The organism is Acinetobacter sp. UBA991 (genome assembly GCF_002292065.1).
Classification (GTDB): Bacteria; Pseudomonadota; Gammaproteobacteria; order Pseudomonadales; family Moraxellaceae; genus Acinetobacter; species Acinetobacter higginsii.
The window spans coordinates 80,627-98,056 of record NZ_DBBF01000009.1 but is presented as its reverse complement, the minus strand read 5'-3'; the positions used below and the strand labels follow the sequence as shown (position 1 = coordinate 98,056).

At 41.0% G+C, this 17,430-nt stretch carries 22 protein-coding genes; 5 read left to right on the top strand and 17 right to left on the bottom strand.

The window, feature by feature from the left end; translation table 11 throughout:
* A complete protein-coding gene (locus tag B2727_RS03040; protein WP_033133625.1) occupies positions 1–1,146 on the bottom strand; it encodes a glycerate kinase in 1,146 nt (381 codons plus the stop codon).
* 132 nt (positions 1,147–1,278) lie between these two features.
* Positions 1,279–2,079, bottom strand: coding sequence for an enoyl-CoA hydratase-related protein (locus B2727_RS03035; RefSeq protein WP_033133626.1), 801 nt, complete (start codon positions 2,077–2,079; stop codon positions 1,279–1,281).
* Between the two features lie 107 nt (positions 2,080–2,186).
* Between B2727_RS03035 and B2727_RS03030 the strand changes: the two genes are divergently transcribed.
* Positions 2,187–2,753 carry a nicotinate-nicotinamide nucleotide adenylyltransferase gene (locus tag B2727_RS03030; protein ID WP_162180585.1) on the top strand — a complete coding sequence of 189 codons (567 nt, stop codon included), beginning with the start codon at positions 2,187–2,189 and terminating at the stop codon, positions 2,751–2,753.
* A 1-nt stretch (position 2,754) separates the two neighbouring features.
* Here B2727_RS03030 and B2727_RS03025 read toward each other — a convergent pair whose 3' ends face one another.
* Positions 2,755–3,672 carry a LysR family transcriptional regulator gene (locus tag B2727_RS03025; RefSeq protein ID WP_033133628.1) on the bottom strand — a complete coding sequence of 306 codons (918 nt, stop codon included), beginning with the start codon at positions 3,670–3,672 and terminating at the stop codon, positions 2,755–2,757.
* A gap of 97 nt (positions 3,673–3,769) precedes the next feature.
* Between B2727_RS03025 and gstA the strand changes: the two genes are divergently transcribed.
* The 3 genes from gstA to B2727_RS03010 are packed head-to-tail and all read left to right on the top strand — an operon-like array spanning position 3,770 to position 5,017.
* The gene (gene gstA, locus B2727_RS03020; RefSeq protein ID WP_005204870.1) at positions 3,770–4,372 is read left to right on the top strand and encodes a glutathione transferase GstA; all 603 of its coding nucleotides are present in this window, start codon (positions 3,770–3,772) and stop codon (positions 4,370–4,372) included.
* A gap of 40 nt (positions 4,373–4,412) precedes the next feature.
* The gene (locus tag B2727_RS03015; RefSeq protein ID WP_005204869.1) at positions 4,413–4,640 is read left to right on the top strand and encodes a tautomerase family protein; all 228 of its coding nucleotides are present in this window, start codon (positions 4,413–4,415) and stop codon (positions 4,638–4,640) included.
* Positions 4,641–4,642: 2 nt separating this feature from the next.
* Positions 4,643–5,017 carry a nuclear transport factor 2 family protein gene (locus B2727_RS03010; RefSeq protein ID WP_033133629.1) on the top strand — a complete coding sequence of 125 codons (375 nt, stop codon included), beginning with the start codon at positions 4,643–4,645 and terminating at the stop codon, positions 5,015–5,017.
* A gap of 48 nt (positions 5,018–5,065) precedes the next feature.
* Here B2727_RS03010 and B2727_RS03005 read toward each other — a convergent pair whose 3' ends face one another.
* The 8 genes from B2727_RS03005 to dapD all read right to left on the bottom strand — a co-directional run bounded on the left by B2727_RS03005 (position 5,066) and on the right by dapD (position 10,246).
* Positions 5,066–5,428, bottom strand: a complete 363-nt coding sequence (locus B2727_RS03005) for a glyoxalase superfamily protein (RefSeq protein ID WP_033133630.1) — start codon at positions 5,426–5,428, stop codon at positions 5,066–5,068.
* A gap of 11 nt (positions 5,429–5,439) precedes the next feature.
* Positions 5,440–6,009, bottom strand: a complete 570-nt coding sequence (locus tag B2727_RS03000; protein WP_033133631.1) for a CAP domain-containing protein — start codon at positions 6,007–6,009, stop codon at positions 5,440–5,442.
* Positions 6,010–6,130: 121 nt separating this feature from the next.
* The gene (locus B2727_RS02995; protein ID WP_033133632.1) at positions 6,131–6,592 is read right to left on the bottom strand and encodes a peroxiredoxin; all 462 of its coding nucleotides are present in this window, start codon (positions 6,590–6,592) and stop codon (positions 6,131–6,133) included.
* Between the two features lie 19 nt (positions 6,593–6,611).
* Positions 6,612–7,298, bottom strand: coding sequence for a diphthine--ammonia ligase (locus B2727_RS02990; RefSeq protein WP_033133681.1), 687 nt, complete (start codon positions 7,296–7,298; stop codon positions 6,612–6,614).
* 94 nt (positions 7,299–7,392) lie between these two features.
* Positions 7,393–7,818 (bottom strand): hypothetical protein, encoded by a 426-nt coding sequence (locus tag B2727_RS02985; protein ID WP_004805717.1) that lies wholly within the window; start codon positions 7,816–7,818, stop codon positions 7,393–7,395.
* A gap of 30 nt (positions 7,819–7,848) precedes the next feature.
* Positions 7,849–8,517: a 7-cyano-7-deazaguanine synthase QueC gene (gene queC, locus B2727_RS02980; protein ID WP_201772399.1), complete on the bottom strand. Its 669-nt coding sequence runs from the start codon at positions 8,515–8,517 to the stop codon at positions 7,849–7,851.
* Positions 8,518–8,594: 77 nt separating this feature from the next.
* Positions 8,595–9,305 (bottom strand): 7-carboxy-7-deazaguanine synthase QueE, encoded by a 711-nt coding sequence (gene queE / locus B2727_RS02975; RefSeq protein ID WP_005204859.1) that lies wholly within the window; start codon positions 9,303–9,305, stop codon positions 8,595–8,597.
* 119 nt (positions 9,306–9,424) lie between these two features.
* A complete protein-coding gene (gene dapD / locus B2727_RS02970; RefSeq protein WP_005204857.1) occupies positions 9,425–10,246 on the bottom strand; it encodes a 2,3,4,5-tetrahydropyridine-2,6-dicarboxylate N-succinyltransferase in 822 nt (273 codons plus the stop codon).
* A 577-nt stretch (positions 10,247–10,823) separates the two neighbouring features.
* On the opposite strand from dapD, the gene carO reads away from it, so the two are divergent.
* The gene (carO, locus tag B2727_RS02965; RefSeq protein ID WP_033133633.1) at positions 10,824–11,573 is read left to right on the top strand and encodes an ornithine uptake porin CarO; all 750 of its coding nucleotides are present in this window, start codon (positions 10,824–10,826) and stop codon (positions 11,571–11,573) included.
* 103 nt (positions 11,574–11,676) lie between these two features.
* On the opposite strand, the gene B2727_RS02960 is transcribed toward carO, so the two are convergent.
* The 6 genes from B2727_RS02960 to B2727_RS02935 form a co-directional block, all read right to left on the bottom strand.
* The gene (locus tag B2727_RS02960) at positions 11,677–12,600 is read right to left on the bottom strand and encodes a CysB family HTH-type transcriptional regulator (RefSeq protein ID WP_005189937.1); all 924 of its coding nucleotides are present in this window, start codon (positions 12,598–12,600) and stop codon (positions 11,677–11,679) included.
* Between the two features lie 53 nt (positions 12,601–12,653).
* Complete coding sequence (locus tag B2727_RS02955; protein WP_005204853.1) at positions 12,654–13,724, bottom strand: sulfate/molybdate ABC transporter ATP-binding protein; 1,071 nt, start codon at positions 13,722–13,724, stop codon at positions 12,654–12,656.
* 11 nt (positions 13,725–13,735) lie between these two features.
* Positions 13,736–14,620 carry a sulfate ABC transporter permease subunit CysW gene (gene cysW / locus B2727_RS02950; protein ID WP_033133634.1) on the bottom strand — a complete coding sequence of 295 codons (885 nt, stop codon included), beginning with the start codon at positions 14,618–14,620 and terminating at the stop codon, positions 13,736–13,738.
* Positions 14,617–15,450 carry a sulfate ABC transporter permease subunit CysT gene (gene cysT / locus B2727_RS02945; protein ID WP_005189928.1) on the bottom strand — a complete coding sequence of 278 codons (834 nt, stop codon included), beginning with the start codon at positions 15,448–15,450 and terminating at the stop codon, positions 14,617–14,619. The genes cysW and cysT overlap by 4 nt, the downstream gene beginning before the upstream one ends.
* A gap of 77 nt (positions 15,451–15,527) precedes the next feature.
* Positions 15,528–16,130 carry an RBBP9/YdeN family alpha/beta hydrolase gene (locus B2727_RS02940; protein ID WP_033133635.1) on the bottom strand — a complete coding sequence of 201 codons (603 nt, stop codon included), beginning with the start codon at positions 16,128–16,130 and terminating at the stop codon, positions 15,528–15,530.
* Positions 16,131–16,278: 148 nt separating this feature from the next.
* Positions 16,279–17,286, bottom strand: a complete 1,008-nt coding sequence (locus B2727_RS02935) for a sulfate ABC transporter substrate-binding protein (RefSeq protein ID WP_004654537.1) — start codon at positions 17,284–17,286, stop codon at positions 16,279–16,281.
* Positions 17,287–17,430 lie beyond the last annotated feature (144 nt).

Genomic DNA, 17,430 nt, shown 5'->3' with positions numbered 1-17,430 from the left:
TTATTCTTTTCTAAGCATACTGCTTTGAATCAACCGAGCGATATCTGTTGTCCGTGCGCTCACCAGTTCTGCTGCATTGGTACAAGCTTCTTCTAGGCTGATCGGGCCTGAGGTTAATGAAAAAGCAGCAGTAATACCATGGGCGTAAAGTGCTTGGTAATTCTCTCCAAGCGTTCCTGCAATCACAATCACGGGTACATTGGCGGCTTGTGCAATTTTAGCGACGCCAAAAGGTGTTTTGCCGTTTAAAGTCTGCTCATCAAACTTTCCTTCACCTGTAATCACCCAATCAGCTCCTTGGATTTTGGCAGCAAGTTGATTCAGTTCTGCAATGACTTCAACTCCAGATCGAAACTCAGCCTTTAAGAATGTTTTAGCAGCAAAACCAAGTCCGCCTGCGGCTCCTGCACCAGCTTCATTACGTTGATCGACGCTAAGCAATTGAGCAGTAACGTCGGCAAAATGGGAGAGAGCTTGATCTAACTCCAACACTTGTTGAGGCGAAGCGCCTTTTTGTGGCCCAAAAATATGAGATGCACCATTTGGGCCACATAAAGGATTGGTCACATCGGCAGCCAATAAAAATTTAGTCTGTTGAATTCGTGAATCAAAATTTTCTAGATCGATCTGTGCCAAGTTTTGCAAGGTAAGACCACCAGCAGGCAAGACTTGATGATCTGCATCTAGAAATTTAGCACCTAATGCATTGAGTAAACCTGTACCTGCATCGTTGGTTGCGCTACCGCCAATTGTCAAAATGATTTCCTGAGCACCCGCATCTAATGCTGCGAGAATCAGTTGTCCAGTACCGTATGTACTGCTATGACATGCATCGCGTTGTGATGGTTGAAGCAGTTGAATACCACTGGCTTGTGCCATTTCAATGATGGCGATCTTTTTAGCATCTAACCAGCCCCATTTTGCCAGTACAGGTTCACCAAGAGGGCCTTGTACCATTTGCTCACGCCATTGCCCAGAACAAACTTCCAATACAGCCTCGATAGAGCCTTCACCACCATCTGCCATAGGGCATTGAATGATTTCTGCTTCAGGAAAGACCTGTTGCCAACCTAAAGCAATTGCCTGAGCAATACCATGTGTAGATAGGCTGTCCTTAAATGAATCAGGGGCAATCACAACTTTCATAAATTCTTTGCAATCTAATTTTAATCTAGCTTGAGCTTAGTCTGTCCGATGTTGAATATCTAGATGAATGACAAAAATAAAAAAGCCACTAAGTAGCAACTCAGTGGCTTGGTTTAATCAACGACTATTGCATTAATTAAACTGAGAAAAATCAGGTTTACGCTTTTGCATAAAGGCTTGTACTGCTTCCATCATTTCAGGAGAGCGCACACGTTGCATAAAAATTTCTGCCTCATCATCCACACATTGAATGATTTCAGCCAAGTCTTGTTTCATCAACGCTTTACTTTGTTTGATTGAAGCCAATGGCAACGCAGCTAAATGTTGAGCTGTTTGTTGTGCAGTTGCATAAACATCTTCAACCACGTCGTTCACCAGATTGGCTTTCACCGCAGTTGCTGCATCAAACTTCTTCGCAGTAAATAGCAATTCAGCAGCTTTTTGATAGCCCGCTTGTTTGACTAATAAACGACTTGCAGCACCTTCAGGAGACAGGCCAAGGCTGACAAATGGAATTTGGAACAGGGCGCTTTTATCTGCGAAAACAAGGTCAGCATGTAATAGCAGCGTTACACCAATACCAATTGCTACACCTTTGACCGCAATGATCAATGGCTTAGACAAACGTGCAGCAGCTTTTAACAATACAAATGGAGGTTGATCGCCAGCTTTACCTTCATGTGGCTTTTGGATAAAGCCCATAAAGTCTTTCATGTCATTACCCGCAGTAAAGTCTTGTTCTGCACCACGGAAGATCACCACACGAACGTCTTTATCTGCATCTGCTTCATCCAAAGCTTTTGCGATCCAAAGATAAAGTTCGCCATAGAGTGCATTTTTTGCTTCTGAACGGTTAATGGCTAAGGTGAGTACGCCATCTTCTAAATTTGCTTGCAAATGTTGATGAGGTTGTTGAATACAGCTAAGTGTCATCGTACTATCCTTGCTTTAATCCAGATTGATTTTTAAGTGCCCTCATTATGTCGCATATTTATCTGAATGACACAACTGATGAGTTCACAAAAAGTGAAATTACGCCTATGTACACATTTGACTATCTTGTTTTTATTGGACGTTTTCAGCCTTTTCATTTGGCGCATATGCAAACCATTGAAATTGCGTTACAGCAAAGTCAGAACGTGATATTGGCTCTGGGTTCGGCTCAATCTGAACGGAATATCAAAAATCCTTTTTTAGCCACTGAACGTGAACAGATGATTTTGTCGAACTTTTCTGAACAAGATCAAAAGCGGATTCATTTTGTGCATGTCGTGGATGTCTATAATGATGAAAAATGGGTTAAACAAGTTAAAGATTTAGTCAATGCCGTCATTGAACCCAATGCGAAAGTGGGCTTAATCGGTCATTTCAAGGATGAATCTTCGTATTATTTACGTTTATTCCCTGAGTGGCAGATGGTGGAACTGGATAGTTTGAAAGATTCAATTTCAGCAACGCCAATGCGTGAAGCTTATTATCGGGGGGAGATTCAAGCTGAGTTTTTCCCTGAGGGGACAATACAGTTTCTGAGTGAGTTTCAAAAATCAGCGATCTATGCTGAATTACAGAAAAAATATTTAATGGATGATCGCAGTAATATTGAATAATTTAATTGGCGTTTGTTAACTCGTTGACCAGGAAATCAATCAAAACACGGAGATGAAAAGATTCGTGTTTTTTCGATGGATAAACCAAAGAAAAAGGGCGGGATGCACCAGAAAATTCAGTTAATACTTCAACAAGCGTATGATTTTCGATTTCTTTTTCAACAATAAAACGATAGGTCTGTAATAAACCTGCACCGTGCTTGGCCAGGGTAACTGTGCCTAAGATATCATCCAAACAACGTATTTTTGCAGTCGTTACATATTCTACAATTTGGCGATTTAGATTGAATAGCCAAGGAACATTTTTTCCTGTGCTAGGTAATACAAATTGAATGCATTGATGATGCTGTAAATCCTCAAGGTATTGTGGGGTACCAAATTGCTTTAGATATTCTGGTGATGCAACTACGATCAACTCAGCTTGTTCAAGTTGACGTGCAATCAGATTCGAATCAGCGAATTGCCGGCCACGAATCGCTAAATCATACCCTTCTGCTATAAAGTCCACATTTTTATTGGTGAGTTGTACATCAATTTCAATCTTTGGATATTGTTGTGAGAATTTTGCCAGTAAAGGCAATATTCGATAATGCCCATAAGGTGTGGGAACGCTGAGTCTGATGAGACCTGTTGGTTGCTGATTTTGATTCTTTAATTGTTGTTCTGCTTCAAGAATTTGATTTAATGCTTGTTTGCATTCATCAAAATAGATTTTTCCTTGTGGGGTTAAACGGACTTGGCGTGTCGTTCGGATAAACAATGGAAGGGTTAAATGCTTTTCAAGGCGTGCGATTGAACGACTCACAGCGGCAGGACTAACACCTGCATGTAATGCAGCTTTAGAAAAGCTTTCGTATTCAGCAACTAAACAAAACAGTTCGACGCTGCTAAACATCATTCGTCTAAGTTGCTGTGACATTCATTACACCATGTAAAAAATGATTTGAGTTGTACGCTATTTAAGCACATAAATGTAAATAATAAGATAGCTTCATCCCTTGTGATGGAGTGATTGTATGAAACTATTTTATTCACCAAACGCTTGTTCTTTAGCCCCGCATATTGTTTTAAGAGAGCTTGGAATTCCATTTGAATTGATCAAAGTCGATTTACAGCAGCATTTGACTGTATTAGGCGACGATTTTTATCAGCTTAATTCCAAAGGGCAAGTTCCTTTACTCCAGTTGAATGATGAATCATTTTTATCTGAAGGCAGTGTGATTAGCCAGTTTTTAGTGGATCAGGCTGGGCGAAAAGATCTATTACCAGAAATCAATACACCTCAACGTTATCAGGTACTGGCGTGGATGAATTTTATTGCCTCAGAAATTCATAAGGCATATACGCCTTTTTTTCATGACAGCTATGCTGATCAGCGTAAAGCAGTATTTAGCTCAATATTAAATAAGCATTATAGATGGATAGATCAGCAATTAGCTGAGCAGCATTACTTAACTGGACCGGATTTTACGATTGCGGATATTTATCTGTTTGTGGTGACACGCTGGGCAGCATTCATTGAATTGGATCTAACAGATTGCATACATTTGACCAAATTTATGCAGCGAGTTGCCAATCGTGAGACCGTCAAAAATGCGATTGCAGTCGAAGCCGCTTAGCGTATTGATCTCAATAAAATTATTCTAGAAGAGAAAAATCATGCCTTATATTTTGATTCAAATTACCAAAGAGAATGTTTCAGTACAGCAAAAGCAGCAATTGATTAAGGAGGCGACAGAGCTTGTAGTTCGGGTACTGGATAAGGACCCTGCAACCACATTTGTGGTGATTGATGAGGTGAATACAGATAATTGGGGAGTGGCGGGAGAGACAGTATCAATGCTGCGACGAAAGCAACTCGTCCATAATGATGAGGCGACGGGGTAATTATGGTTAACGATGTAATTTCAGCGATCCATTCGCAACTGCATCAATATTTTGATGCTTTATATTTTTGTGATGTGAACCGTTTGCAACAAGTATTTCACCCTGATGCCATTTATATCAATGCAACGGATCATCCTTTGTTAAAACTGGATATGGCAAGCTATTTTTCTATTGTGGAGAAGCGTATTTCACCCGCTTCTCAAAATGCGCTAAGACAAGATAAAGTGGTTTCCATCAACCTGATTCATGAGCGATTGGCAATTGTGCATGTTGAATGTGCAATTCAGCCAAAATATTTTTATGACGCATTAACATTGATATATGAACATCAACAATGGAAAATTATAAGCAAAGTTTTTCAATATGAAATTCTATAGCTATAAATCCTTTAAGTCTAAACGGAAAGCTGCTTGAGTTTATATTGCTTAAGCATCTTCCCAAAAGATAATTCGATTTGAAAATGGATCGGTGATACTCAGTTCCAATGTTTCCCAGTCGGTTTTCTCTACTTGAGGTTTAGCAAATTTATAGTCTTTTGCATCTAATTCTGCATGCAGCAAACTGAGATTTTCCCAATAAATACGAATGGCGCTATGCGGGCTAGTATCACCAAAATGTTCCGATAAGTGGATAATGCAATCGCCTTTGGAAATCTGTAGATAAATAGGGAAGTTATCCCCAAACGTATGTTGCCAGTCCAATTGGAAGCCGAGATACTCAAGATAAAATGCTTGAGCAAGTTCAATATCAAAAATACGAAAAATCGGGGTAATTAATCCAGATTGCATGGTTCTTCCTCTTAGCGAACACCAAACTGTTGAGTCCAATAACTCTTTTGCTTGGCTGATGCGTCGACTGTACAGGCTAGCGCATAATCTGTAAATTTTGGATGCATTAAATTATGACAATGCACAGGGCTGGCAAGCCATGTAGCCATCACATCATTTAAATTTTTTTGTCCACGTGCTACGTTTTCACCGCCGCCTCGACCTTTAAATTGTGTTTGTTTTAGACGGGTTCTAAAATCTTGCCCTGTGCTACTGACATGTCCAAGCACACTGTACTGCGCCATATCTTCGGCATGCGCCAATGCACTTTGATATAACTGATTGTTCCATCTAAGTGGTGCAACTGCGGGAAAATACTGTCCACCACATTGATGTGGATGTTGCCGAATTTCATTAATTGCATCAAGAAGCACTTGTTGATAGGCCGGGTTTTGTAGGTCTTGGCAGCGTATTTCAATCGGTGGTTTTTGAATTTGTGCGACTAAGGGGGCAGAATCTTGAGAAGTCGTAGGTGCATTGGAGTTACATGCCGCTAGAAAAAATAACAAGGATAGGGGCAAAAAAGCATTGGGCTGAGTCATTTTAAATGTCTTTAATTTAATTCTTTTAATCTATTTATCATACGTCAATCGCAAAGCTGAGGGCAATTTGCTTGAATAAAAAAAGCGAGTCTTTAACTCGCTTTTTTGTTACTTAACATGATTATGCTGATTGTAACGCTTTTAAGTCTTCAAGCACTTGTTCTGCATGTCCAGCAGCCTTGACCTTACGATAGCTTTTGACCAATTTCTGGTTATGGAAAATAAAAGTTGAGCGTTCGATGCCCATTACTTGTTTGCCATACATATTTTTCTCTTTGATCACATCGAAATGTTTACATAACACTTCTTCTTTATCACTGATTAAATCAATCGTGAGTGCTTGTTTCTCTGTGAAGTTCTGATGTGCTTTCACTGAGTCGCGTGAGACACCAATAATTTGACAGTTTAACGCTTCAAATTGGTCTTTTAAGCAAGAAAAGCCAACGGCTTGAGTGGTACAACCAGGGGTTGAATCCTTTGGATAGAAATAAAGTACCAGCCATTCACTACTCAGCTCTGCAAGATTCACTTCACCCTGTGTGGTTGGGAAGGTGTGATTCGGTAATTGAATATTCTCAGACATTGTTCATCCTTCGATAAAATTAATGTTGTTCAAGCTCAAGTGGCAAAAAAGCATATTCCTCATGATAAACAATATCGCCTTGGCGTACAGGAATAGCTTTGTTAAAAATTGGCCCATCAATCACGGTGGTGTGGAATTCACCGCCTTCACCACATGGATCAATGCCACGATTTTCTAATTCTTGGATGTATTCCAGCGTGAGCGTTTTGCCTAAATCTTCGACTTTCATGCCGAGTTTAAGATTAACCGTTACGAGAATACTGCGAAAACCCAGATTGATAAATTCTTCAACCACTTCTTTATGTGGGCGTAACCACAGCGGCATACCCAATTGCAACCCTACTTGTTGGGTAACACGATCATGCCAACAGCCATGTTGAGGCATATCTAGATCACCGGTTACCAATACTTCGGCACCGTGTTGTTTGGCTTGATCGAGTAGGGCAATAAATTTACTTTCATAATCCGCCCAACTGGAAGATGCCATATACACTGGCAAACCAATGGCCTCTGCTTGTGCGCGAATAATATCCAGTGGCATTGCATGTGAACGAGAGCGTTGCCCTTGTTCTTCTAACATCATAATTAACCCGATCACTGTGCCTGTTTGCATGGCGTGATATAGGGCGAGGGAACTGTCTTTGCCACCACTAAAAGAGACGATAGACTGCCTTTGATCAGCATTGGTTTTCCATTGGTCTTGCATGGTGTTGTTCAACTTATTCACGATAGGAGGGATTTTAACAAAGCCTAATAAAAAAGCCCGCATAAATGCAGGCTTTGTTCTGAGCAAGACAAGCTTATTTTTTCGGCGCTTGTTGCTGCTGTTGCTGGGCAGCTTTCATTGCTTCTTCAGTGAGCTTTTCTAACTTGCTCACAAGCGGTGCACCTAAGCAAGCTTGTAAATCTTTATTTTGCTGTTGTACAAAACCTAAAGTACTTGGGCTTTTCTTCGCATTGATTGCGCTTTGGATTTCCCATTTTTGTGCTTCAGTTACTTTACCTTGCGCGTCAATTTGACAACCACAGAATTTAGTTACTTCTGCTGCTGTTAATTTGCCGCCTTTCGCAGTTTGGTCTTTACATACATTGACCAACGCTGCTTTTACATTGGTACTTTTATACGCAGTTTGTAATGGATTATCAGCTGCGTGAGTTGCCGTTGCAAATAATGCTGCAGCTGACATCATTGTAGAAAGAATAAGATTTGATTTAGAAAACTTCATATAATGTACCTAATTTTTACCCTATATCGGTTATTCAGCGTAACGCGTTGGATCCGCAATACCTGCTTCGATAAAACCTTGTTGACGTAAACGACAGCTGTCGCATTTGCCACATGCACGTCCTTGAGCATCTGCCTGATAGCAGGATACCGTTTGACTATAGTCTACGCCATGTTCGATGCCTAAGCGTATAATATTCGCTTTGGATAAATGTAACAAAGGTGTTTCAATTTTAAGGGGTTTTCCTTCCACACCAGCTTTTGTCGCCAGACGAGCCAAATTGGCAAAAGCATCAATAAATTCAGGACGACAGTCTGGATACCCTGAATAATCAACAGCATTGATCCCAATGACGATGGCAGCAGCGTCAAAAACCTCGGCTGCAGCAAGTGCATAAGATAAGAAAATAGTGTTACGTGCTGGAACATAAGTTACAGGAATGCCTTCTTGTAATTGTTCTGGGACTTCAATGTTATGATCTGTAAGCGCAGAGCCACCTAAATTACCCAAATCAATATTAATGACACGGTGTTCTACGCCTGCACGTTGTGCAAGTGCTTTTGCTGCATCAAGTTCAGTCGTCGAACGTTGACCATACATAAAGCTTAGGGCGATACATTCATAATTTGCCTGTGCCCAAGCAAGACACGTTGTTGAGTCTAAGCCGCCAGACAATAATACGATGGCACGAGAACGCATATTATTTTCCATGATTCAACCTAAAAATAAATTTGAGAAAAGCCGATCTATTTTGCAGAACGGATATGGTGAGTATTTTAACGACCAGATTCATCATTCCATAACAGCTTATGCAACTGTAATTGGAAACGAACAGGGAGATGGTCTTCTAAAATCCATTGGGCTAAGTCACGCGCCAAAGCAGGCAGGGCAACAGCACCTTTTTCAACTGCAAAAGCAGGCGAGAACCATACTGTACTCACTTTATCTTGCAACTGGAATTGTTCAAGTTGTTGTTTCGACCACTCATAGTCCGCACGATTACAGATCACAAATTTAATCTGATCATGTGGCGTTAAATAGTCAAGATTGCTGTATAGGTTCCGATGATCTTCTTTAGAGGTCGGTGTTTTTAAATCCAGTACTTTGGAAACACGTGGATCAACTTTAGACACATCTAAGGCACCACTGGTTTCTAGAGATACTTCAAAACCGAGGTCACATAGGCGCTGTAATAAAATCAGGCAATTCGGCTGAGCAAGTGGCTCGCCTCCTGTGACGCAAATATAGGGTGTTTTATGTTGGCTTGCAGTTTCGATAATCTGTTCAAGCGATAAACGCTCACCACCTTCAAAGGAGTAGGTCGTATCACAATAACTACAGCGTAAAGGGCAACCTGTTAAACGAATAAAAACGGTCGGTAGACCAAAGGTATTCGCTTCGCCTTGCAAAGAGTAAAAGATCTCCGTGATGCGTAAACCCGCCGCAGGATCGGAGACAGGAATTGCAGAAGAACGTAAGGAAGCCATAAACAGTTACCACAAACAGTTGCTACACAAGCAGCATGCTACATAAAAAACAAAATCTCTACGACCATGACTGATCGTAGAGATGGGGAACGATCAAGTTCCGCAATAAATATTACAAATTAGTCTTCGCGTAATAAATCGTTCAAGCTGGTTTTAGCGCGAGTTTTCGCATCTACTTTTTTCACGATGATTGCAGCGTAAAGGCTGTAAGTACCGCATTTAGATGGAAGGCTTCCCGCAACAACCACAGAACCTGCTGGTACGCGGCCATAATGAACTTCACCAGTCTCACGATCGAAGATCTTGGTTGATTGACCAATGAAAACGCCCATTGAGATGACAGAACCTTCTTCAACAATCACGCCTTCAACGATTTCAGAACGTGCACCGATGAAGCAGTTGTCTTCAATAATGGTTGGGTTTGCTTGTAATGGTTCTAAAACACCACCGATACCAACGCCACCAGATAAGTGAACATTTTTACCGATTTGCGCACATGAACCTACAGTAGCCCATGTATCAACCATCGTACCTTCATCTACATAAGCACCGATGTTGACATATGAAGGCATCAAAATCACATTTTTCGCTTGGAAACTACCACGGCGAGCAACAGCAGGCGGTACAACACGTACACCCGCAGCTTTGAACTGTTCTTCAGTCCAACCTGCGTATTTAGTATCTACTTTGTCATAGAAACGAAGATCACAAGCTTCAATTGGCTTGTTGTCATTGAGTTTGAATGACAGTAAAACTGCTTTTTTTAACCATTGGTGAACAACCCACTCACCATCGATTTTTTCCGCTACACGAAGTGTACCGTTGTCTAAAGCAGTCAATGCTTCTTCTACAGCTTGACGGATTTCTGTTGGGCAGTCCGTTGCGCTATAGTTGGCACGGTCTTCAAATGCTTGCTCAATGATTGTAGAAAGCTGAGACATGATCTTCGTTCTTCCAAAAAAATTTTGAAGATTTTACACTAATTTTGTAGGGTCTGTTGCCATTTTATAAATAGGTTGCGTTATAAGCTAAAATTTTATCAGACGAGGCATGAAACGCAGGGAATGGCTATTCCCTTGCCAAGTTTCATAACGAAGTATGAGGAAATTTTAGCTATAACCCTTTGGGACAAGAAGTTTTTTTGTCGCTACATCGTTATGTCTTGTTCATTTAGAAAGCCTAAACTTCACAAGCCATGCCTTGTATCGCCTAAAAAATCTTGCGCCGTATACGGCTCATGTCGCAACCATAGATAAAGTGGCAGCAGACCCTCAGAATCTTTGAAAAAAGTAGTTACAATATATTGTTTTAAATTTAAGCAACAAAACTGTAATAAAAATGGAGACCATTGTTTTTTATCTATAATTTAGAAATACATAATTCATTCGAATTTGTATCAAAAAATAACAAAAAGTAATCAGTTTCTGTATAAAAAGTTAGCGATCATTCTTTTATGCTTATTCCACAAGCAACAATTATATATTTATTTAAATAAAAGCGTTTTGTGAGGAGACTTCAATGAAAGCTTTGCGTGTTATGTTAGCAGCAGGTGCATTAACAGCGATTGCAGGTACTGCATTTGCAGCGGATAAACAAGTGGTGAAGGAATCAGTTTATGCATTCCCTTCATACTTAGATCCAGTTTCTGTTCGTGCTGAGGTAGGTACTACAGGCTACGGTGGTGCAATTTCATATAAAGTCAACCCATACGTGAGCTTAAGCCTTGGTTATAATGGTGGCGATATTTCTTGGTCAGACAGTTTGAAAATTGATGGCACGAAATATGATATGGACATGGACAATAAAACAGCATATTTAAATGCTGAAATTTATCCATGGGGTACTAACCAAAATGCATTTGCTCGTGCACTTTATGTAGCGGCAGGTGTTGGTTATCTTGATAATAGTTATGATTTGAAAAAATCTGTTTCTAATACAAACGATACAATCAAAATTGATGGTTCAAACTACTACGCTCCTGGCGGAAAGGGTTCGGTTAAAGGCCATTTAAATTATGATAACCAAATTGCTCCATACGTAGGCTTAGGTTTAAATAGTCCTGTTTATAAAAACTTTGGTGTATTTGGTGAAGTCGGTGCGTACTATACTGGTAATCCTGAAGTTGATTTAAAGTCTGAAGGTTTAATTAAAGTAGGTGGTACCGAGTCAGGTCAAGCTGCGGCTGATCGTGATGCTGATAAAATCGCGAATAAGAGCAGATATGAGTGGATGCCAGTTGCAAAAGTGGGTGTGAGCTTCAAGTTCTAATCCATGCATTCAGCATAAAAAAACGAGCTCAATGCTCGTTTTTTTATGCGTTTTAATAAGCAAAACAAAAGGCTCATATGAGCCTTTTGTTTTTTTGGATAATTTATTCTTCTGGATAAGCTACTTTTTTCAGTGCTTTAATATCTGTTTCTGGTGAGCAGAGCGAAATAAATTCATAACCATAGCCACGGAGCAGATGTCCTTTTCGTACCGCAATCCAAGTGGTATTAACACCAAATATATCTGTTTTAATTTGTTGTAAACGATAATCACGCTCCGCATCATAAGCGACATCGTTGACAATCCCGACCCCCATATTCAGTTCGACATAGGTTTTGATGACATCGGCATCGAGGGCTGACATTACAATGTCGGCATGCAATTGTGCATCTTCAAAGGCTTTGTCAATTTTAGAACGGCCTGTAAAACCGCCATGATAGGTAATCAACGGATATTCGGCTAAGACGTCCAAGCTGATTTTATCTAGTTTCGCTAGAGGGTGGTCTTTTGGGGTGATGATACTATGGTGCCATTCATAATAAGGTACGCTGGCCAAATTATCTTCTGTTGTTAATGATTCGGTTGCAATACCAATATCTGCTTCACCTTGTAGCAGCATTTCTGCAATTTCAACTGGGCTGGCCTGTTGTAAAACCAAATGGACTTTTGGAAATAATTTTTTAAACTGATTCACAATCGGTGGCAGCACATAACGTGCCTGAGTATGCGTGGTTGCAATGGTCAGTGTGCCTTCATCCACTTTATTAAAATCATCGGCTAGACGTTTAATATTGTCAGCATCGACCAACATGCGCTCTACAATGCTTAATAAGGATTGTCCTGGTTCGGTGAGGCCTAATAAGCGTTTACCTTTACGTACAAAAAGTTGTACACCTAATTCATCTTCTAAATCTTTAATGTGTTTACTGACACCAGATTGGGAGGTATAAAGTGCCGCAGATGCTTCAGTTAAATTAAAGTTTTGGCGAACAGTTTCTCGAATAATTCTGAGTTGTTGGAAGTTCATAAAAGTTTTTCCTCATAAGAGGATGGGGCGTGTTTTACCCCATCAATATTATTTTAAGCAACTTGCGTTGTTTGATCTGCGAATAAATGAAGTTGAGCTGCACTGATCCAAACGGTTTGATTTGGTTTGAATTGATGTAAGTTCGCTTCTTCTACACTTAATAAAATTTCGATAGTACGTCCACTACGATCTTGTAATTCCGCCACAACTCTACCTGCAATCCACACTTCACGTAAGAACGTTGCCTCAAGGGTATTGGCTTGAGGTTGGGTATGAATATGTAATTCATTTGGTCGTGCAAATGCAATGACTTTCCCTTGTGGCGCATCTAATAGAGTCGGTAGCTGAATACGGTCATCGCCGATACGGATAATACCGCCAGTATGCTCACCTTCAAAACGATTTGCTTGACCAAGGAAATCAAAAACAAATGGGGTAGCAGGTTTTTCATACACTTCACGTGGTGAACCAATCTGTTCAACGTCACCTTTGTTCATCACGATGATCTGGTCAGCCACTTCTAAAGCTTCTTCTTGATCGTGAGTCACGAAGATCGAAGTAATATGCAGCTCATCATGTAAGGTACGTAACCAACGGCGTAATTCTTTACGTACTTTGGCATCAAGTGCACCAAATGGTTCATCAAGTAACAAAACACGTGGTTCAACTGCTAGTGCACGGGCTAAAGCAATACGTTGGCGTTGACCACCAGAAAGCTGAGCAGGGTAACGATCTGCCAAGAAACCAAGTTGCACCAGATCAAGTAAGCGTGTCACACGTTTTTTGATGTCAGCTTCCGAAGGGCGTGTTGCACGTGGGCGAACGCGTAAACCAAAGGCAATATTGTCAAAAACAGTCATGTGGCGGAATAGGGCATAATGTTGGAAAACAAAACCAACCTGACGTTCACGCACGTGGATGTCTGTTGCATCTTCACCTTCAAGTAAAACCTGACCACCATCTGCAGATTCCAATCCTGCAATGATGCGTAATAATGTTGTTTTACCGCAGCCTGAAGGACCAAGTAGGGCAACCAATTCACCTTCAGGAAAATCTAAAGAGATATTTTTTAGCGCATGGAATGCACCAAAGTGTTTTTCAATATTTTTAACTTGAATACTCATGTGTTTATTCCTTAGTGATTGGGCTGATGTTTATTTGCTTGTTCTTGGCGGACTTCGAGCCACGTTTTCAAGATCAAAGTGAGAATCGCTAAAAATGCCAGTAACGATGACACAGCAAATGCAGCACTAAAGGTATATTCGTTATAAAGAATCTCGACGTGTAGCGGTAAGGTATTGGTTTGACCACGAATATGACCAGAAACCACGGATACTGCACCAAACTCACCCATTGCGCGGGCATTACACAAAATCACGCCGTAAATCAGACCCCATTTGATATTGGGTAAAGTGACTCTCCAGAAGGTTTGCCAGCCTGAAGCACCAAGTACAATTGCGGCTTCTTCTTCCTCTGTGCCTTGTGCTTCCATTAATGGAATGAGTTCACGGGCTACAAACGGAACAGTAATGAAAATGGTGGCGAGTACAATCGCAGGTACGGCATAAAGAATTTTGATATCGTTATCCATTAACCAGCCACCCATCCAGCCTTGCGCGCCAAAAATCAAGACTAACATCAAGCCTGCAATCACAGGAGAGACCGAAAATGGTATATCTATAATCGTGGTAAGAATGGCTTTACCGCGGAAATGGAATTTCGCAACGGCCCATGCTGCTGCGACACCAAACACCACATTAATGGGTACAGCAATCGCGGCTGTAAGTAAGGTTAACTTTACTGCAGATAATGTGTCCGAATCGGTTAAGGCGTTAATATAAACATTCAGACCTTGCTTAAATGCCTCAACAAATACCAAGATCAGGGGAAGTAGTAGGCAACTTAAAAAAAAGATTAAGGCAACACCAATCAAGGTATAGCGAACCCAAGTTGGTTCTCGGGTTGCATCTCGGGTTTGTAATTTGATTGCTAAAGCGTTGCTATTGGTATTTAAGCTCATTGTGCAACTCTCCCTGTGCGACGGCTAGCCCATGCTTGCACCAAGTTAATTAAAAATAAGATGCCGAAAGAGAGGATGAGCATAACCACAGCAATGGTCGTTGCACCTGCGTAATCGTATTCCTCTAAGCGAGAGATGATCATCAATGGTGCAATTTCTGTTTTATATGGTTGGTTGCCTGCAATGAAAATAACAGAGCCATATTCACCAACGCCACGTGCAAATGCTAAGGCAAAACCTGTTAGCAAAGCGGGGAATAAAATCGGCAAAATGATTTTGGTAATGGTCTGCCAGCGATTGGCACCTAGTGCTGAAGCTGCCTCTTCCAATTCGGTTTCAATATCACTGAGTACAGGTTGTACGGTACGAACCACGAAGGGTAGACCAATAAAGATTAAAGCAAGTGTGATCCCAATCGGGGTATAAGCCACTTCAATCCCGAGTGGAGAAAGGTATTGTCCAATCCAGCCTGTTGGGGCATATAAAGAGGTTAAGGCAATACCTGCAACAGCAGTCGGTAGGGCAAACGGCAAGTCCACCAAAGCATCGACAATGCGTTTGCCTGGGAAGTTATAACGCACAAGACACCAAGCCAATAACAAACCAAAAATAACGTTAACCAAAGCGGCAATCAGTGCGGCACTAAAGCTAAGCTGTAAGGATTTTAAAATTCGTTCTGAGGTTAAGATTTCCCATAAGCCATCCCATCCAATCCCTAAAGATTTGATAAAGACAGCAGATAAAGGAATAAGCACAATCAAAGACACGTAAGCGAGGGTGAAGCCTAATGAGAGACCAAACCCAGGCAGCACTCGGGAACGCTGCGACATGATATTTCCTCAAAGAGAAATGTTTGCTAAAACAAGCAAATAAATAATGCGAATACTAAAATTACGGAAAGCTGGGGTTAGGCAAATTTCAAATTAAAATTTGCCTGACTCATTCGGACGATAGGCTGCATCTTTTTTTCAGGTAGCAGGTAGTTCAGGATCTCAGGGAAAGGACCAAATCCAGAAGCAACATTGATATGACCAACTGGACCTAAATTGATTGGTGTTAATTTCCATGCTTGAGCAAGTTGTAGTGCATCGACATAACCCAACCACGGATCATTTTCACTGATCAATAACGTGGTCGGCACGTCAATTTTCAGTTGCTGAAAATACTGTTTATAGTCAGTCAAGCTATGACGAGCGAAGCCTGCTTCACCAAAACGTGCTGGATTCGCGGGTGCAACCAAAATCAGATTTTTAACTTTTGCTCTGAGTTCTGGGTGTTCAGCCAGCGCAGCAACACTGGTTAAGCAGCCAAAGCTATGTGCAACGATTTGAACAGGCGCTGGAGCTGCAACAACAGTTTTAACAAATTGAGCAACCCATTCGCTTAACACAGGACGATCCCAATGTTTCTGTTGAACGCGAGAGCTAGACACGAGTTGCTGTTGTAACCAAGACTGCCAATGCTGCGCTTCGCTACCACCTACACCTGGAACAATTACGGTATGAATCATGTCTATTCTCCTTAACCCCTTAGAATCCCTCCCAACCTCCCTTTAAGAAAGGGAGGAGTAACACGAATTTAGTAACTAAACTAAAATCTGTGTAATTCCCCTCTTTCAAAAGAGGTGAGCTGCGTTTATTGCAGCGCAAGGGAGATTTTTATTTGCCTGTGCTGTTGATCTTGACGATTTGGTCAAAGATACCGCCGTTATCAAAGTGTGTTTTTTGTACTTTGGTCCAGCCACCAAATTCTTGATCAATCGTTACCAATTTAAGTGGTTTAAACACGTTGCTGTATTTCTTTAATACCGCGGCATTACGTGGACGGTAGAAGTTACGTGCAGCAATCTCTTGTCCTGCTGGTGAATACAGGTAGTTCAAGTAACCACGAGCGATTTGCAAGTTGCCTTTTTTCTCAGCATTCTTTTCTACAACAGCCACTGGTGGTTCAGCGAGAATCGATAGAGAAGGGGTAACGATTTCGAATTTGCCCGGTTGTTCACGGACTGCAAGGTAGGCTTCATTTTCCCAAGCCAGCAATACATCACCGATACCGCGTTCAGCAAATGTTGTGGTTGCACCACGTGCACCTGAATCTAGTACTTTGGTTTGTTTATAAATTTGACGAACAAATTCTTGAGCTTTAGCGTCGTTACCACCTTTTTGATGTTTCGCCCAAGCCCAGGCACCTAAGTAGTTCCAACGTGCACCACCCGATGTTTTTGGATTTGGTGTAATAATTTCTACACCTGGCTTAACCAGATCACCCCAATCTTTGATTTGTTTTGGATTGCCTTTACGAACAAGGAATACAATTGTTGAGGTATATGGCGTAGAGTTGTTCGGTAATTTCTTTTGCCAGTCTGCTGGAAGAAGTTTTGCATTTTCAGCGATTTCATCGATATCTGCTGCAAGTGCAAGTGTGACTACATCGGCATTTAAGCCATCAATCACGGCACGGGCTTGTTTACCTGAACCGCCGTGTGATTGTTTAAAGTCGATGTCCTGACCTGTACGCTGTTTCCAGAACGTACCGAATTGTTTATTGAAATCTGTATACAGCTCACGCGTTGGGTCATAAGAAACGTTTAAGAATTCTTGTGCCGCGAATGAAGAAACTGAGAGTAATGCGGCAATGACGCCGACTTTAACTTGAGAAAAACGCATGGAAAACCCCTTAAAATCTAAATCACTGTTTGGAATATGTACGCAGCATAACGCCAGTTTTTTTGCAAAAAAAATAATTAAAATCGAATTTGTTATGAAAAAAATAGAAATAGATAAAACAGATAAGCTTTGCTGAATTATTGA

Bases quoted from the DNA above. Each gene is read 5' to 3' on its own strand.
- B2727_RS03040 (WP_033133625.1), bottom strand. From the start codon at position 1,146: ATGAAAGTTGTGATTGCCCCTGATTCATTTAAGGACAGCCTATCTACA.
- B2727_RS03035 (WP_033133626.1), bottom strand. From the start codon at position 2,079: ATGACACTTAGCTGTATTCAACAACCTCATCAACATTTGCAAGCAAAT.
- B2727_RS03030 (WP_162180585.1), top strand. From the start codon at position 2,187: ATGTACACATTTGACTATCTTGTTTTTATTGGACGTTTTCAGCCTTTT.
- B2727_RS03025 (WP_033133628.1), bottom strand. From the start codon at position 3,672: ATGTCACAGCAACTTAGACGAATGATGTTTAGCAGCGTCGAACTGTTT.
- gstA (WP_005204870.1), top strand. From the start codon at position 3,770: ATGAAACTATTTTATTCACCAAACGCTTGTTCTTTAGCCCCGCATATT.
- B2727_RS03015 (WP_005204869.1), top strand. From the start codon at position 4,413: ATGCCTTATATTTTGATTCAAATTACCAAAGAGAATGTTTCAGTACAG.
- B2727_RS03010 (WP_033133629.1), top strand. From the start codon at position 4,643: ATGGTTAACGATGTAATTTCAGCGATCCATTCGCAACTGCATCAATAT.
- B2727_RS03005 (WP_033133630.1), bottom strand. From the start codon at position 5,428: ATGCAATCTGGATTAATTACCCCGATTTTTCGTATTTTTGATATTGAA.
- B2727_RS03000 (WP_033133631.1), bottom strand. From the start codon at position 6,009: ATGACTCAGCCCAATGCTTTTTTGCCCCTATCCTTGTTATTTTTTCTA.
- B2727_RS02995 (WP_033133632.1), bottom strand. From the start codon at position 6,592: ATGTCTGAGAATATTCAATTACCGAATCACACCTTCCCAACCACACAG.
- B2727_RS02990 (WP_033133681.1), bottom strand. From the start codon at position 7,298: ATGCAAGACCAATGGAAAACCAATGCTGATCAAAGGCAGTCTATCGTC.
- B2727_RS02985 (WP_004805717.1), bottom strand. From the start codon at position 7,818: ATGAAGTTTTCTAAATCAAATCTTATTCTTTCTACAATGATGTCAGCT.
- queC (WP_201772399.1), bottom strand. From the start codon at position 8,517: ATGCGTTCTCGTGCCATCGTATTATTGTCTGGCGGCTTAGACTCAACA.
- queE (WP_005204859.1), bottom strand. From the start codon at position 9,305: ATGGCTTCCTTACGTTCTTCTGCAATTCCTGTCTCCGATCCTGCGGCG.
- dapD (WP_005204857.1), bottom strand. From the start codon at position 10,246: ATGTCTCAGCTTTCTACAATCATTGAGCAAGCATTTGAAGACCGTGCC.
- carO (WP_033133633.1), top strand. From the start codon at position 10,824: ATGAAAGCTTTGCGTGTTATGTTAGCAGCAGGTGCATTAACAGCGATT.
- B2727_RS02960 (WP_005189937.1), bottom strand. From the start codon at position 12,600: ATGAACTTCCAACAACTCAGAATTATTCGAGAAACTGTTCGCCAAAAC.
- B2727_RS02955 (WP_005204853.1), bottom strand. From the start codon at position 13,724: ATGAGTATTCAAGTTAAAAATATTGAAAAACACTTTGGTGCATTCCAT.
- cysW (WP_033133634.1), bottom strand. From the start codon at position 14,620: ATGAGCTTAAATACCAATAGCAACGCTTTAGCAATCAAATTACAAACC.
- cysT (WP_005189928.1), bottom strand. From the start codon at position 15,450: ATGTCGCAGCGTTCCCGAGTGCTGCCTGGGTTTGGTCTCTCATTAGGC.
- B2727_RS02940 (WP_033133635.1), bottom strand. From the start codon at position 16,130: ATGATTCATACCGTAATTGTTCCAGGTGTAGGTGGTAGCGAAGCGCAG.
- B2727_RS02935 (WP_004654537.1), bottom strand. From the start codon at position 17,286: ATGCGTTTTTCTCAAGTTAAAGTCGGCGTCATTGCCGCATTACTCTCA.